Source organism: Anabaena sp. UHCC 0204 (genome assembly GCF_009711975.1).
In the GTDB taxonomy this organism is placed as follows: Bacteria; Cyanobacteriota; Cyanobacteriia; order Cyanobacteriales; family Nostocaceae; genus Dolichospermum.
Window position 1 is genome coordinate 1 of record NZ_VIKW01000059.1, and the last position, 14,656, is coordinate 14,656.

At 42.4% G+C, this 14,656-nt stretch carries 15 protein-coding genes; 7 read left to right on the forward strand and 8 right to left on the reverse strand.

The annotated features are described in order from the left end of the window. Nucleotides 1-204 (forward strand): tyrosine-type recombinase/integrase (locus tag FJR04_RS23770; protein WP_168499509.1); only part of this gene is annotated, 204 nt, incomplete at its 5' end. 227 nt (nt 205-431) lie between these two features. Here the strand turns inward: FJR04_RS23770 and FJR04_RS23775 are convergent. The 4 genes from FJR04_RS23775 to FJR04_RS23790 all read right to left on the reverse strand — a co-directional run bounded on the left by FJR04_RS23775 (nt 432) and on the right by FJR04_RS23790 (nt 5,489). Further along, a complete protein-coding gene (locus tag FJR04_RS23775; protein WP_254445379.1) occupies nt 432-2,852 on the reverse strand; it encodes a hypothetical protein in 2,421 nt (806 codons plus the stop codon). A gap of 512 nt (nt 2,853-3,364) precedes the next feature. Further along, nucleotides 3,365-3,709 (reverse strand): hypothetical protein, encoded by a 345-nt coding sequence (locus FJR04_RS23780; RefSeq protein ID WP_168499510.1) that lies wholly within the window; start codon nt 3,707-3,709, stop codon nt 3,365-3,367. A 586-nt stretch (nt 3,710-4,295) separates the two neighbouring features. Next, on the reverse strand, nt 4,296-5,198 hold the full coding sequence (locus FJR04_RS23785) for a hypothetical protein (protein ID WP_254445381.1): 903 nt from the start codon (nt 5,196-5,198) through the stop codon (nt 4,296-4,298). A 39-nt stretch (nt 5,199-5,237) separates the two neighbouring features. Continuing rightward, complete coding sequence (locus FJR04_RS23790) at nt 5,238-5,489, reverse strand: HU family DNA-binding protein (RefSeq protein WP_168499512.1); 252 nt, start codon at nt 5,487-5,489, stop codon at nt 5,238-5,240. A 69-nt stretch (nt 5,490-5,558) separates the two neighbouring features. On the opposite strand from FJR04_RS23790, the gene FJR04_RS23795 reads away from it, so the two are divergent. Continuing rightward, entirely contained in the window at nt 5,559-5,780 is a 222-nt protein-coding gene (locus tag FJR04_RS23795; protein ID WP_168499507.1) for a hypothetical protein, read from the forward strand. A gap of 26 nt (nt 5,781-5,806) precedes the next feature. On the opposite strand, the gene FJR04_RS23800 is transcribed toward FJR04_RS23795, so the two are convergent. Further along, nucleotides 5,807-6,763: a site-specific integrase gene (locus FJR04_RS23800; RefSeq protein ID WP_168499514.1), complete on the reverse strand. Its 957-nt coding sequence runs from the start codon at nt 6,761-6,763 to the stop codon at nt 5,807-5,809. Between the two features lie 55 nt (nt 6,764-6,818). On the opposite strand from FJR04_RS23800, the gene FJR04_RS23805 reads away from it, so the two are divergent. From FJR04_RS23805 to FJR04_RS23825, 5 genes are all read left to right on the forward strand, one after another. Then, entirely contained in the window at nt 6,819-7,451 is a 633-nt protein-coding gene (locus FJR04_RS23805; RefSeq protein ID WP_254445382.1) for a hypothetical protein, read from the forward strand. Continuing rightward, nucleotides 7,448-8,122: a hypothetical protein gene (locus tag FJR04_RS23810; RefSeq protein WP_168499516.1), complete on the forward strand. Its 675-nt coding sequence runs from the start codon at nt 7,448-7,450 to the stop codon at nt 8,120-8,122. Before FJR04_RS23805 ends, FJR04_RS23810 begins: the two co-directional genes overlap by 4 nt. Nucleotides 8,123-8,251: 129 nt before the next feature. Beyond that, the gene (locus FJR04_RS23815; RefSeq protein ID WP_168499524.1) at nt 8,252-9,457 is read left to right on the forward strand and encodes an ImmA/IrrE family metallo-endopeptidase; all 1,206 of its coding nucleotides are present in this window, start codon (nt 8,252-8,254) and stop codon (nt 9,455-9,457) included. A gap of 94 nt (nt 9,458-9,551) precedes the next feature. After that, the gene (locus FJR04_RS23820; protein WP_168499526.1) at nt 9,552-9,839 is read left to right on the forward strand and encodes a hypothetical protein; all 288 of its coding nucleotides are present in this window, start codon (nt 9,552-9,554) and stop codon (nt 9,837-9,839) included. Next, nucleotides 9,839-10,234 carry a type II toxin-antitoxin system VapC family toxin gene (locus FJR04_RS23825; protein ID WP_168499528.1) on the forward strand — a complete coding sequence of 132 codons (396 nt, stop codon included), beginning with the start codon at nt 9,839-9,841 and terminating at the stop codon, nt 10,232-10,234. The genes FJR04_RS23820 and FJR04_RS23825 overlap by 1 nt, the downstream gene beginning before the upstream one ends. A 35-nt stretch (nt 10,235-10,269) precedes the next feature. Here the strand turns inward: FJR04_RS23825 and FJR04_RS23830 are convergent, their stop codons facing one another. From FJR04_RS23830 to FJR04_RS23840, 3 genes are all read right to left on the reverse strand, one after another. Beyond that, entirely contained in the window at nt 10,270-11,559 is a 1,290-nt protein-coding gene (locus tag FJR04_RS23830; protein WP_371718756.1) for an RNA-guided endonuclease InsQ/TnpB family protein, read from the reverse strand. Between the two features lie 248 nt (nt 11,560-11,807). Continuing rightward, nucleotides 11,808-12,164, reverse strand: coding sequence for a Spx/MgsR family RNA polymerase-binding regulatory protein (locus FJR04_RS23835; protein WP_168499530.1), 357 nt, complete (start codon nt 12,162-12,164; stop codon nt 11,808-11,810). A gap of 165 nt (nt 12,165-12,329) precedes the next feature. Next, nucleotides 12,330-14,216, reverse strand: coding sequence for a relaxase/mobilization nuclease domain-containing protein (locus FJR04_RS23840; RefSeq protein WP_168499532.1), 1,887 nt, complete (start codon nt 14,214-14,216; stop codon nt 12,330-12,332). Nucleotides 14,217-14,656 lie beyond the last annotated feature (440 nt).

Sequence of the window (14,656 nt, forward strand, 5' to 3'; positions counted from 1 at the left end):
TATCCAGAGTTAGTTGGGGTGAGAATCCACGATTTACGGCATACTTTTGCTACGGAGCGTGTTGGTTTAATGGGGATTGAAGAATTGCGGGCATTGATGGGGCATGAAAATATTCAAACAACTCTGCGTTACCAAAAAGTTACGTCAGCTAGGGCGGAAGAAGTTGCACGTCAAGCTCTCAATAGTTTACCTTTGAATCTCTAAAAATTGAGATTTTGTCAATGTTTTTTACTATTGATTTAAAATCATAGTACAGTTATGAATTCAGAGTTTTTACACAAAATTATCACGTTTTTGCTGGTAGATGAAGAGAAGACACTATACTCTGCGTCAGGAGAGTGAGTAGTGGTCAAAAACAAACCATAAAATCTGCATTATTGCAAGTGTTTTAATAAAACTTTACATCATGTCCTATTTTGCAGGTATCCCGGCTATACCCCGTTGTTAGCAACTTCCTGTGCAGGTTCTGGTGTTACCATAGCTGGTGTACCATCCTCAACAGAATCTATTTGCCCCCCGTTATTGCCATTTGGGGCTAGTGTTTCTGGTAAAACAGCGGATTCTATCAAATCACCAGTTAAAGCAATTTCCTGCCCATTATTAGCGGTGTGGAGTGAATGTTCTGCTGTCTCTTCTGCTCTAGAAACAACTACACCCAGTTCAACTACACCCAGTCGGGTGTCCGCCATTGATAAGTTTTCTTTATCGCTTTTTGGCGAGTCGCTGCCAATCAAAGAAGATAAGAAAACCTGATGAGTAATAACTTGATTTAAATCCAAAACAATCGGGTTAACTGTTGACTCTGATTGATTATTGAACTGAGTTAAATCAGTTTCAGAACTATTAAGAGAATTTATGAATTCAAGATTTTCTTGAGACTGAATTACTTCTGATTGGTTTAATTCCTGTTGATTTGATTCCTGCTGACAAACTTGAACTTCGAGATCACAATCCTGAACTTCTAGCTTTTCCTTTTTCTCCTGTTGTTCAATAATCTCTCCGGCTACCTCAGCCCCTGCGGGACTGGTAGCAAAAGGTAAACATAAAACCTTCATATAGGGGAAGTGAGTGTAATCGCCCTCTGGATAAGGGTTTTGAGGTTCTTGTTTTTTCCACGTTTGATTAGTTAGGTAAAAGTGTGTGTAATCGCCCTCTGGGTAAGGGTTTGCGCTATTTTTTGGCTCTTGGCTATTTCCTGAATTGATGTTCCTATCAAAGATTGTATCTGCTAGATTAATGCTGTTTATTTGAATCCTATTTTGTTGGCTGTTATTTGTTTTAGCACTATTGTCTGTGGTGATATTTTGTGAGTTGCTGTTATCTAACCAAGGATCTGGGATGTACCATTGGGGATGCCATAAATGCTTATGTTTGTATAATGTGTTTTGACTCAGTGTTTTGTTATATTGACGTTTATATTCTGCACTTATCTGTTGGCTTCTTTCGGTTACTCCTTCACTTAATCCTGCTTGCGTGAGTTCTATTAGTTCTGTTTCTACTTCTGTGTTTAATTCTGTTGATACTTGTAAGGTACTTTGATTTTCTGTACTTCTATACTTCTGTATTCTTGGTTGTGTTTCTAATTTTTGCACTATAACTTTAATGCGTTTTTGCGTTTGTTCGCTGCGTTGCTGGTTTTTACTTTTGGGTTTTTCAAAGGGGATGACATTGTTGTAGTTTTGATATTTGGTTATTTCTCTTATATCTGCTATGGCTAGGGCAAATGTGTTCAGATATGTTCCTAATGGGCGCTTGGGATAACTAGCGTAAGGTGTATACCATTGATGTCTGATTGTGCATTTTACCCAGTCTCTAACTCTGGTTTCGATGCGGTGTTGGTGACGACAATACTGTGTGTAGCCTGGGGCGTTTCTAGCGGTTTCTACGGCATATTTAACTAGGTTTTCGTCTTGTAGGTCTAAAAAGACGATGCCGTAGCCAACGATGATTTGTAGGAGGGTGTTTGTTTGTCCATACCCTGTCCATCCTGTGGCGATGATTTCTTCCCAGTTATTTTGCCATTCTTCGATTTTGATGCTGGCTTTTTGCCGATATTGTTCTCTTGTATGCCGCTTTCTGGCTTTTTTGCAGGCGTATCTGAGTTTACTGAGGTCTTGATGACGGGCTGCATGATCACAATGGTCAAGGAAGGTGGCTACTGAGTCGCTGATTGGTTGCAGGTCGTCGTCTAGGAGGAGTGCGCCGCTACCAGGCTGCATGGGACAACGAATGGCTTTGTAGTTGGTGATGCTGTCTTTTCCCCAGGGTTTGGGGTTGGGGTATATTTCTATTTGTCCGGCACTGATGTTGCAGCCTGTATCTTTTATTGTTTGTTCTAGGGCGCAGGCTAGGTTGAATGTGGGGATTGGGGCTGTGAAGGGGATGATGAGGTGGTAGCCACCGCTATAACTTGATTGGATGGGTACTAGGCTGAGTATGCCTATGTCTTCTAGGGCGGCTTTGATGGTTTGATAGGCTTCTAGGTTATGGTATTCGCTGCCTGTGTCTATGTCTATTGTGGCGTAACGGGTATATGAACTAAAGCGTATGCCTACTAGTTTGTCGCTGTTTTGATGCAATCTCCACAGTTCCGAGGGCTGGAGGTAATGGTCTTCTGTTCTCCAGCCTGGTTTGCTGAGGAGGTTGTTGGCTGGGGCGATTATCGGACTCCAAGGATGCCAAAAATATTTGACGTAGCGTTTTCCCAACTCGGAGGCTGGTAGGTGGTGTTGGCTTTTTGGGCTGGAACGACGACGGGCTGGTTTGGCGAAGTTGTCTGGGTTTTCTGGTAGATACATGATTGGCTTGCCTCGATGTTTTGTGTTTTTCATCGGGTAGCCGCTAGTTGGCATTTAACCTCTGTGGTTGTAAAAAGCTGCTGTTGGGCTTGAAAGCTCTGAATAAGCCTGATTTTTGTTGCTGTTAGCAATTTTCAGATATTTTCAGGTAAATGAACTACATTTTTTCTCAGATAGAGGCGCAAGGACAGAAGGAAATAGAGAAACAAGAGTGTAGTACCAATACATGAATTCTGCTGTAAGCAGAAATTCCTAGAACTCTTTATATGAAAGAGTTTAGAGCCATTCGCAGATTTTTACTATCTTGGTTTAATGCCTAATTGTTGGTAAAGGGGAAACTCATGGACTAGAATGAAGATCAATTATTTTTTATATTTCTTAGTTAGGGTTGATAGCCCTACTAGAGCGGCTGAGACGACTGATAATCGTTTCGCGGTTTTCTTGATTCAGATCGGATCTATCTTCATTCCTAGCTGGCTTTCTTTCTGGCTTTAAGGCTGGATTTAAAGCTTTCTGTTAGTGTCCATGATGATTGGTTGTCCATGAGTTTCCTGTTAACCAAGCACCTAGCGGCTATCCAACTTTTTTTTTGTCAGTTGAGATACTCCACTGGAAGCTGCGACTGTCTTCAGGGGTGGTGATAAAGATTTATTTTCTATTAAAAATTTAGCAGCATTTGTCCGCTGCTCTCGGTACTGGGGATTGGGGACACTTCGACTAGGCTCAGTGACCACTAGGGATTGGGGACTAGGGATTGGGTATTGGGGAGAATTTGCAAATTTTGGAGAGGATTTGCACTGCTTCCAAATATTTACCGCTATTCCCCAATAACAAATCCTGGAGAGATGACTTGTTAGTTCATCCGTACTCCTGTGAGATTTAATTCTGTAATTATCTTGAATTTTGTACATAAATTCCTCCAATTTTGACTATTTTTGAAGCGATTGGAGGAGGATTTCGCATTTACAGAGGGATATTTATGTTTATTTACGTCAATCTCGTTAAAAGACAGCTTTTTTGCTGTTTTTCAGAATTTCGGAAAATTTGCCAAAAAATATCTCCACACTGCACACAATTTATAATAAGATTGTGTACAGTGACAAATACGGATTGTGTTTAACTTCAACTCCAACAGTAAGATCGGTCGGGAAAACTTCACTAACTGTTAAGGGTAATTAAACGCAACTCCTCCTTAAATTCGATTTGCTTCAAAACGGACAAAATGTACTTCTATGTTGCATTTTGTCCTCACCATTTCCACAACTGCATAACCTCCATCAACTCCACAAGACTGAAAGTATTTACTTAATTGCTAATTGTACTCTAAGACGCTGCGATTGGATTCACGGCGCAAAAAGTTCTGGGTAAACCAAAACAGATGTAACTATCATATATCGCTTACGGGACAAAAAGAAGTTTTAGGGTATCTTTGTGAAGTTCTGCAACATACATCCTCTTGAAAATGCGACTGGATGGGTTGTTGGAGGCAATTCATCACTAGATACCAGCCTGGGTTAAAGCCTGACTCAAAACATCAACCAGTGCTAATTGTTCTGCCCAGTCAGCAAGGTAGCCGTAGTCGAGATTTTCGGCTTGCAGTTTGAGTATTCCCAACACGTCACGCCATTGTTTTTCTGATTGACTGCTCCTTCCCCATAACAGCTTTTGCAGCACTAGGTCTTCTGGGGAAATCACCCAAAAGGCTGGCATTCCCTCGATATCAAGTAACGTCCGGCGGGACATTTGCGAGGACGCAAAGGGTGAATTGTCCATGACGTATAAGTCCGCATTGGCGATAGTTTCGGTATGGGTGATGTTAAGCATCCTTTCTCGCCCCTGCTTTAGGTCTGCAACCGCTCCGGCTGGACAATAGTAGAGCGCAGCTTCTAGTGTTGTTACCAATAAGTCAATTTGGTTGGTTTGCACGGAGATGACTAAATCTAAATCGCGGGTGGAACGTGGCTCTCCATGAATTGAACTAGCTACGCCGCCACTGACGTAGTAGGGTATATTAACTGCATTAAGAAAGGTGTGGAGTTCGCCTGCGAGGGCAATGGAATCTTGAATCCAAATTTTTTCATCACCTCCTGTTGGTTGAAACCCTTCTGGAAATTTATCACCTAAAACAGCACGGGTAAAGTGCTGGCGCATTTCTAAAAGCGATGCCTGTGGATGCCGCATTTTTATCCCAGCTAGGCTAAGTTTCTTGACTCCACGCTCATGGGCTGCGTACATTTCTACCCTTTGCTTGAGCGCCAGTTGGCGTAATCGGGTAAACAGGTAGATATCTGCGTCAATGTTGGTGTCGGCTGCTTGCGGTTGATAACCAGGCTTGATGGTTGTTGTTGTGTTGCGTTTAGGTATTTGTTGGATACCTGCCAATTTTTGTTCTGCTGTCATGTGAGCTATTTCATCCCGTTTGTATTAATCCTCGCTACATTAATCCTTATAAGTAGATGACCAGCCAAATATTTTACGTAACCGTTGGGAGGGATTGAATTTAAAAATCCAAGTTTTTGGCTCTACTTTAACGTAAAAAGTCCCAAAGTTCCGTATAGAAACACTTTCTCCTTGTTTGAGCGATTCATAAATTTCTTCGATGGTGGCATCTATAATTTCTGCCACTGTGCCAGTTTCTTTATTTATCCGTTGGCCAACGCGGCCTACCAATTCTTTTTTGTCAATAGACATTTTTAGGTTAAGCTGCTGCACTCCCTTTCAGTTTACAATCAGGTTGCCGATATCGAAGATAGATATCAAATGCCTGTGAATTCCTCCCGTGCTGCAAAACCAACGCCACCAAGCGAGATGATTCGCGTGCCTACTGTACTAATACCCATAGTCCGCCACTTATCAAAATTACACAGTCGGGGACATACAATTGCCTGGCTGCAAGGATTAGAAGAATTGATAGCACAGTTTGTTTTTAGCATGGTGGTGGCAGCGACCACCATGCTAAAAACAAACCAGGGGGGTTCTTGACTAAAGTAAAAGCAGTGGTTTTGCATTCAGCCATCGTAAGGGACATTTAACAACTGTACAGCTTGGCGCTTGGCAACTTCAGGACGCAGATCGTATTTTTGGGTAGTCGCTGGGTCAGAATGACCAGCCAGCCGACTCACAGTTAAAACATCGACACCAGCTTCCAACAAATTACTAATAAACGATCGCCGAAAGTCATGGGGGCTAAAAGGTGCCACCCCAGAACTTTTAGCCCGTTTTTGGAGAATTACCATCACCGCCTGGTCAGTCATCCGCAGAATATGGACGTGACCACCACGCCGCACCGGACAAATCAAAGCACCAGCAGCATTACCTCTAATATTTAGCCAAGCATCTAGAGCCGCCACCGCCCCTGCTGGCAAATACACAGTCCTGAACTTGCCCCCTTTACCCTTGTGGACTTGCAAAGAACCATCTTCCGGCTGATAGTCCCCCAAATCTAAAGCCACCACCTCAGCCCGACGCAACCCAGAACCACTGAGAATAGCGATCAGTGCCGCATCACGCACACCAATCCCATCTTGACTTTGCTTGCAATCGCTCAAAAGTGCAGCAATTTCACTAGTTTTCAGCAGCCGTCCCCGCAAAGCCGAATCACCGCGCACACACTTAATATCCACCGCATGGGCGTAGTCATCGGCACTCATCAACCCCAAGCGAAAAGCTTCCTTCAGCACCCGACGCAAAGCACAAAGCATCCGGTTAACGGTTGCTGGGGCGTACTCTGCCATCAACACAGCCCGAATTGCTGCCGTGTGCTGGTAGCGTAATTTTGACCAATCCAAAGACAAAGCATCGTATTCATCGGCAGTTAGCAAGCGAGCGATCGCATTCAGAGCCTTTTGCATTGTCCGCCTGCTGCCAGCAGTTAAACCAGACAAATAGACCGCCGCCGGGTGCAGCGTCAACGGCGTTGGTGTTGCCAATATTAAGTCTGTGTACTGTATTAATTGCTCTGGCATTAAAAGAGCGTGCTTGCGCCTAATTTTATTGGGTAAACAAAAGTTTTAATAACTTATGATCCATTCTACTCCCACACAGCATCCCCTGTATGCTAGATATAAAAGTTGTAGAGTAGTCCTTAGACAGTTGAACCACCCTATCCAGCTTTTGAGAGTTCAAGACTCTCTAGTAGTTGATGCCATTATTACTGAGGTGACAGAGAAACATCTAGCAGATGCCAAAACACTATGGGAGCCGCTACTAGGCGGTACTAGGCAAGAAGACGAATATTGGGATTGGGTGGCAAAAAGCCGAGGGTCTAAGTTGTTACCAGGAGACGAACTTTACGCGATTGAGTGTGATGGTATCACCCAAGGTTTAATCATGCTTGATGTGTTGAAAAAACGCTGCCAAATTCAGTCTCAACTCAGACGGAGATTGGTTTATATCAGAGCTTTGGCAACTGCTCCCTGGAATAGACCTGCTATTTCTAATCCTCCTATATACAAAGGTGTGGGTGGAAATCTTATCGACTTTGCTATTTCTCGCAGTTATGAATTAGGTTATCAAGGCAGAATTGGGTTACACGCTCTAGAAGGTGCGTTAGGATTTTACAGAAAGCTGCGAGTGGGGTTACTAGATTGTGGTCCCGATCCAGAAGAACCTGATAATCTTGTGTATTTTGAAACAATAAGGAGAGAGCCATGACCCAATCAATTCCTTTCTCTGTCGGAGATACTGCACAATCTGAATCTTCTACAAATGGTGTAATTCAGCACAAACGATTGATGGAGTTGATAGAGGCAGAGGATGCTGCTAACGGGGAAGTTGGCTGTGGTCGGGGAGAGCGGTTTTCAGTTGATCTCAATACGTCTGGTATCAATATCTCGGATGGCAATTTCCGAACTTTGCTGAGGGAACACTTAGGGCATTTATTGATGGAGCGGGACTTTGATTCCATTACAACCCAGGTCAGTCGCTTTATTGAGTCAAATTTAGTACAGGCGAACGTTCAGCATCAACAACATTTGCCCGTGGGGAGAGAGCAAGTTGTCGAATATATCTCTAATGAAGAACTCAGAGGATTTTTCCAAGTCACATTGGGTGAGTTCTGTAATGATGCGATACTTGAGCAGATAATCCAGTTTACTCATGACTGTGTTTATAAAGCTGTGCTTCAGCCGCGACATACCTGGCCTAAACCTCTTTGGGTGCTGACAACTGGTGAGAAAATTTACGTTGCTCAAGCATCTGATTTGGATGATGCTATAAACAAAGTTAAGGCACAGTATCCTCAAGAAACTAGGACGTTAGCAGTTTTGACTGTTGGTGGGATGCTAGGACCATCGCCGGTGATTTGTTTAGAAAGGGCAAACTAAATGCCATCCCTGCAAAGAACTAGGGTCAAAAGCAATACTACACGGGGTAGCGAACTCTAAAAATATGTTAAAATTATAAATGTGGAAGCAATAAAATAACAATTTGTTAATAGCAAGATCCAAGAGGTGATGTTTGTGCTGAATTCCCTTGACCGTCCATCACCAGAAACACGTTTGGGAGAACGAATTCGCCTAGCTCGTGAAATGGCAGGATTTACCCAAAGTGAAGCCGCTCAATCATTGGGGATTACTGCTGCTGCACTCAGTCAGTATGAAAGTGGTAAGCGGAGAATCGAGGCACTCACAGTAGATAGGCTGGCTCGTCTATATGGTGTGCCTGTCACCTACTTTTTTGTAGAAGTTAGCACATCAGACCAGCCCCCCATGCAGCCAGATTGGGAAACGGCACTGCGGACTCTGGCTAATCATCTGGCCATTGCCGGGAAGACTGGCATTGCTAAACTAATCCAACAAATTCACAATTTGGAGGAACTTTACCAACTTACCGCCACCCCCTTTCCTGGTAAGCCCCATCCCCCGTTTGCAGCTCTGGGCAAGGAAAATTTCACTGACTATGAGGTAGCAGAATTTGCTCAAAAAGCACGTCGCTACTATAATTTGGGCATTGCTCCTTTACTTAACGTCAAGGGGTTTCTTGACGCGCAAGGCTATCAAGTTTTCGCTATTGCTCTGGGGCTAGAGAAAACGGATATCTCAGGTCTGTTCTTTTTGCATCCACAGCTAGGTCCAGTTGTAGTATTTAACGAAAATCAGGCTTATATTCGCTCTCAAATTACTCTGTGCCACGAAATTGCCCACCACTTGTTTCATTGGGATAGGCCAGCAATTTTGTGTCGTGATTCAGCGCGGGCTGATTTGTTAGAAGACTTTGCCAATCGGTTTGCGTCTTACTTCCTCATTCCCCCGGAGGGATTGCAGGAACGACTGGAAGTGATGGGAATTAAGACAGTCAAGCATCCAGAACAAGCAACTCACATTGCTCGTTACTTTGGCGTTAGCTATCAAGCTACAATTTACCGACTAGAAGCTGACCGCAAGTTAGGCGCTCCCATAGAAACATTTACTGATAACGTCAAACCAATGGCTATAGCTAAATCTTTGGGATATGGACCATCTCCCTATCAGTTTGGATTGCGTCCTTTACCACCCGAAGAACGCTTACCGAGAATTTTTGTGGAACTAAGCTATCGTGCGCTGACTCAGGAAATTCTCTCTTTGCGGCGAGTGGCTGAAATTCTAGGTATCAGTGATCTTGAATTAGAAGATAGGCTCTACGGAGAAGAAGTGGCAGATTCCGCAGAGGTCTATGTCTAAATTTGTGCTTGATCCAGTGGTGCTGGAGGAATTGACCCAAATACATTGTCAATATTCAACAGTCATCAATTAACAAAATAGGAGGAAATCAAATATGAAAGTTAGAGGCATCAAACGTGGTCAAAATATTGAAATTTTAGAAACACTTAATAACATTCCCGATGGGACAGAAATAATAATAGACTTAGGATTTATTGAAAATCACATAACGAAACGACAACAAGCATTAACAGAAACGGAGAAACTAGCAAAACTCAATCAATTATTCGGGGCTTGGAAAAACCAACCTGAATTAACCGAAATATTTGCAGAAATTGACCAAGAACGTCATACTTATCAAGGTAGAATCATAGACTCAATTGATAATCAGGATAACTGCTAATGTATCTACTAGATACCAACATTTGCATTGCACTACTCAACAAAAATCCCCAAGCTGTTACTAAATTCAATCGCTACTTTAGCCAATGTTATCTATCCATCATTGTAGTTTCAGAACTCTATAAAGGAGTTTATTGTTCTCAACAGGTAGCCAAAAATCTAGAGACATTAGCCCAGTTCACAGAACTACTACCAGTAGAACCATTTGAAATAGAAGCAGCTATCGAATTTGGACAGATTCAAAGCGAACTCAGAAAAATTGGGAAACCAACAGGAGAATTTGATGCTTTAATTGCTGCTGTGGCTCGTTCTCGTGACGATATTCTCGTTACTAATAATATCAAAGATTTTATTAATATTCCCAACTTAAAATTAGATAACTGGTTAGAAAACTGACTCTACCATCCCAACGATGAGAGAATTTACCTTTATTAAGCTTCCCCGGTCTGAAGACGCGGGGATTTCTGAAGAGTCCACAAAAGAACTTTCGTAGGCTGACTTAAACAGCCTCTACCTACTCCACTTAAGTCAAACTTAAATATCGCAGCTACTTTTCTGATTATGTTGACCGCACCGTTGCAATCCGCATTTATTTTTGTACCATTTTGAGAACGGTACAATCCCCGACTAACTCTTTTCCCTGATTCTTTCCACCCTTCGGGTTTTGCACCAAATGTAGGTAGAAAATCATTGTCTAGGAACGATGTTTTTGAGGTATAGGATTCTTCGGTTTCTATGAACTTAATACCGTATTGTTCACACAGTTGAGCAATGCGGTTTTTTAGTTTTGCGGTGGGAATTTGAACAAACTTTTGATTAGTTTTCTTACCCATATTAGCACCGTCTTTTTGTCCGATATTCCAACCAAAAACAACAGTACCAATTTTGTTATCAATGCAGTGGTTAATTACGATCCGTGCTGCTTTATTAGTCGCATCTCTCATCTGGCGATTGCGCTTTTCTGTAATCGCTGCAAGCCTGTTTGACCAAAAACCCTGGGGTTTATTCTCCTTGATTTTAGCTACAGATTTGTTATACCACTGGTTGATACTTTTTAAATGCAAACCGTCAACTATAAAGGATGTACCAATATTAGAAACACAAGTTAACCAGTTGTTCAATCCGTGATCAATTCCTAATACTTTTGATGTATTCACATCAAAATCTTTGACGCTTTGCTCATAGACAAATTCTGCATAGAAACATCTGTTTCTTGGTAGGATGCGAACTTCTCTTATTGATTTGTGGTCTAGATTTGAGGGCATGGGAATATAAAAAGCATCTATTCCAAACCACGCTTTCACTTTACTACCTAAAGGAAATCTCAACATTCCGTCCTTTAATTTTAAAGAACGCCCTGTAAAGGTTGCAATAGACATTACATTTTTACAGTAATTAGGTAGCTTAGGTTTTTGAGTTACCGTACCCTTTTTAATTCCTTTTAAAAGTCCAAAGTAAGATTTAAAAGATTCCGCAACAGTAGTTAAAATCTGTTGCGCTGTGTCCGAGTATAGGGCTTGGTAATGGGCGTTTTTTTGGACAGTTCCCAATTGTTTATGCAAGTCGGCTTTGCTTGGTATCTTGCCAGTTTTGAAATATAACTGACGAGAATAGTAAACACCGCAATTTGTCAGCTTTTTAGCTTCGGTACAAACATATTCCAATATGGCTTTTAAGTCCTTGTCTGGGCTAATTAATATCTGTTGGCAGCCGTACACAATTATTTTCTACCTGTGTTATTTTCTTGACTTTTCCACTATAACTGAATCATGGTTAAGAATCTTGATTGCGAATAAATTCGCCGTTGGCACTTCCTCCACGCATCTATTGCCAAGTGGCTTCCGTTCCGTTCGTTCTATTTTGTGAACCACCGACACTGACTCCGAATACCGAATACAGTAGGTGACGAGGACACGAATAATAAGCCTACTGCGATGACATTTGAGCATTTAACAACCAGCAGAATATATTAAAGTCCCAACTTTTGCCGGACTACTTCAGCTTTGTCCTTGAAGCCTATCAGCACAGCCGTTCCATCCAGTAGGAAAAGGGGGCGCTTGAGCAGCATTGCATCCTTGGTAAATGCCTCAATCCACTGCTCATCTGTCCAAGTCTTCTTGTCATCACCTAAAGCCCGGTAGGATTGACCAGAAGTATTTCGCATGGCAGTAGAACCCAAAGACTTTACCCAGTTTTCGATCTGGTCACGAGTGGGGGGAGTTTCTTTGGTGTTAATAAACTCATAGTCAATACCATTTTCTTGAAGCCACTTGAAAGCTTTTTTGCAGGTTCCGCAGTTCGGTATTCCGTAGATTTGAATGGACATAAAAAAGGTTAATCAACATTGTCTTCATTTCATATTACTTGTATATGTGCCATTTATTTTAAATGCCAAAATTTTCTTTTTAACATACAATTTTAATTACAAAAATATCCGAATTATTGGCAGTAAAATCATAAATTAGTGCAACTAGTGCAACAGATAAACCAGCTACAATTCCAGTTGTTTTTGTTCGCTTCTTTGTTTCTTGATACTGGCTTCGTGTTGTTGTTGCAGTGCTGACTTGACATAGGGTAAAACTTGTTTGACAAAATAATTAGTTGTTCCTTGGGAGAGGCAGGAACTTCTCACATCCCAGGATTTAATTTCTCTATTCCAAGCTGCTTCCATCATGGGAAAATCATCTCCAGTTCTACCCAAAGTTAAACACTCTCTATCCCACTCCGCAATGTAGTGTTCCCAGGTAAAGCGAGTTGTTTTCTTAAGATTTAAAAGAGCAGCCACTATGGGTGCAACAGTTTCTGCTCGTTGTTGTTGATGGCGATTTTCTGATTGTTTGATTAAATCTTCTTTGAGGGCAAGCATAGCATGAACTTCCGAGGGGGTCATTTCGCTTTCGGTGGGTAATGCTTCCCAGTCATCACTATTACGTCTAGCCCGCAGAATTTCGCTTTGGTCTTGTGTGCGACGCAAGGAAATTTCAGTGGCAGATATTCGCTCGGCGATAAAGTCTTTGTCAAGGCAGCAATTTGTATTTGCTAAGAGTAACTTGTCAATATCTGCTGCAAACATCGCTGTGCATTTAATCTGATTGGAACTGATGGACAGATATTGGGTACTGGCAGATACAGATTGGCTATAAACAGATGCAGATGTATTCTGATTAGAAAGATTTTGGTTACTAGTAGATACAGATTGTTTAGAAACAGATGCAGATTTATAACTATCAGATAGCTGTTGGGTACTAGCAGATACAATTTGTTTAGAAACAGATGCAGATTTATAAGTATCAGATAGCTGTTGGGTACTAGCAGATACAGACTGGGTATGATTCTCCAAGTCTTCTGGTAATAGTTGCATTTGTTCCCCAGCAGCAATCGCTGCTGGTACTGCGGAGCCGATAGCGATACCTGTCGTAGCCTTTGGCACTGCGCTTGGCGCAATGCTTGCGGCGGGCGTAGCCATCGCCTTCTGGTGGGTCGGCTCCGCCAATGCGGAGCCTGTTCGCAGGACATACAGTGGGCGTTTCGCGATCGCTCTTAAAAAAGGTAAATCACGGGTGGGGTTATAATCAACTCCACGTACTTCTTGCAGTTTTTTCCAGCTACAGTTTTTTAACTGCGATCCCCGACACCGAAATCCTTCATACTCAAAGGTTAAGCCTTTCATTTCATCACCAATGATGGTAGGGTAAACATCAACCCCCTGGTGCTGAAGTCTACCGATGAAGATTTGGATGTGAGGTTGATTTTCAGCGGCGGCAATAACCATACGTTCCAATCGTTGCTTAGTTGGTTCTGCTGGTGGTGTATTCCGCAATCCGGTGTCATATTCTTCTTGTTCTCGCAACATCCGACGCTTTTGTCCGGTGGTGGGGGCAGAATAATCAATCTCTGCACTGGGAGTCAGTTGGTATAGATGCCATCGTTGCTCGATTTCTCGTGTCAGTTCTTCGGCACGAGTTTTGTCTTGCCAGTCGTTGATGCGGGTAAAGTTTTCACATTCAAAGGTGTGAATCATGATATGAACGTGAGGTGGTGCATATGGGTTTTGCTGTAGTTGACTTTCTGTGGGTTTATGTTTAATCATCAGCCACAGGTTGTTGGTGTAGCCTAGTCCGTTGATCATGAAGTTGCCAATTTCTAGCCAGTCGTCAGGAGTGAGGCGGTCTGTGTGGTGGGGACTCATGGTGATGTGCTTGGTATCTTTGTCACTGCGGGAATTTTGCTGGGATATGGCACGCCATTCTTGGATGATTTGGGTGTAAGTCTGCCCTGCTATGTTGCCACCATACAACTCGAATTCTTTGTGTTTATCCATGAGATAACGCAGTAGACCACCGGGTTTATTGCCAGTAGGAACAACTTTGGTCAGCATTTATTATTCTCCAATTCAACATTTAACGATAAGGACTTACGCATTTACGCTTACGCATTGGGGACAAAAGATTGAGGGTGATAACAACCGCCAAGATACCAATAGCGCCAAGACATGGCAGGTACAGCGTAAGTGATAACGATATCTGCAATCAGAAAGAATGGCCTTCCACTAGAAGCATTTAATCCCAGTCCTCCAAAAACTTACTGCACCACCAGACCTCCCAGAAGCTTGAAAGCCCATAAGTGTGTTGTTGACTTCTACATCTAATTCCAGTCTTCGTTATCAAAGTCCAACTCATTTGTTGAACTTGCTTCATTTTCGCTGTTGTCATCGACACCAGATAATTGCAGTCTCACTTCACGTAATTCTGAGCGCACTTCCCCTAACAAATCATCCACTTCACCAATTTGCTTAATTAACTGCTGGTATGTTGGTTT

Coding starts and splice junctions, on each gene's coding strand:
- FJR04_RS23790 (WP_168499512.1), bottom strand. CDS start 5,489: ATGTCTATTGACAAAAAAGAATTGGTAGGCCGCGTTGGCCAACGGATA.
- FJR04_RS23785 (WP_254445381.1), bottom strand. CDS start 5,198: ATGACAGCAGAACAAAAATTGGCAGGTATCCAACAAATACCTAAACGC.
- FJR04_RS23825 (WP_168499528.1), top strand. CDS start 9,839: ATGTATCTACTAGATACCAACATTTGCATTGCACTACTCAACAAAAAT.
- FJR04_RS23780 (WP_168499510.1), bottom strand. CDS start 3,709: ATGTACAAAATTCAAGATAATTACAGAATTAAATCTCACAGGAGTACG.
- FJR04_RS23815 (WP_168499524.1), top strand. CDS start 8,252: ATGTTTGTGCTGAATTCCCTTGACCGTCCATCACCAGAAACACGTTTG.
- FJR04_RS23775 (WP_254445379.1), bottom strand. CDS start 2,852: ATGCCAACTAGCGGCTACCCGATGAAAAACACAAAACATCGAGGCAAG.
- FJR04_RS23840 (WP_168499532.1), bottom strand. CDS start 14,216: ATGCTGACCAAAGTTGTTCCTACTGGCAATAAACCCGGTGGTCTACTG.
- FJR04_RS23805 (WP_254445382.1), top strand. CDS start 6,819: ATGATCCATTCTACTCCCACACAGCATCCCCTGTATGCTAGATATAAA.
- FJR04_RS23795 (WP_168499507.1), top strand. CDS start 5,559: ATGCCTGTGAATTCCTCCCGTGCTGCAAAACCAACGCCACCAAGCGAG.
- FJR04_RS23820 (WP_168499526.1), top strand. CDS start 9,552: ATGAAAGTTAGAGGCATCAAACGTGGTCAAAATATTGAAATTTTAGAA.
- FJR04_RS23800 (WP_168499514.1), bottom strand. CDS start 6,763: ATGCCAGAGCAATTAATACAGTACACAGACTTAATATTGGCAACACCA.
- FJR04_RS23810 (WP_168499516.1), top strand. CDS start 7,448: ATGACCCAATCAATTCCTTTCTCTGTCGGAGATACTGCACAATCTGAA.
- FJR04_RS23835 (WP_168499530.1), bottom strand. CDS start 12,164: ATGTCCATTCAAATCTACGGAATACCGAACTGCGGAACCTGCAAAAAA.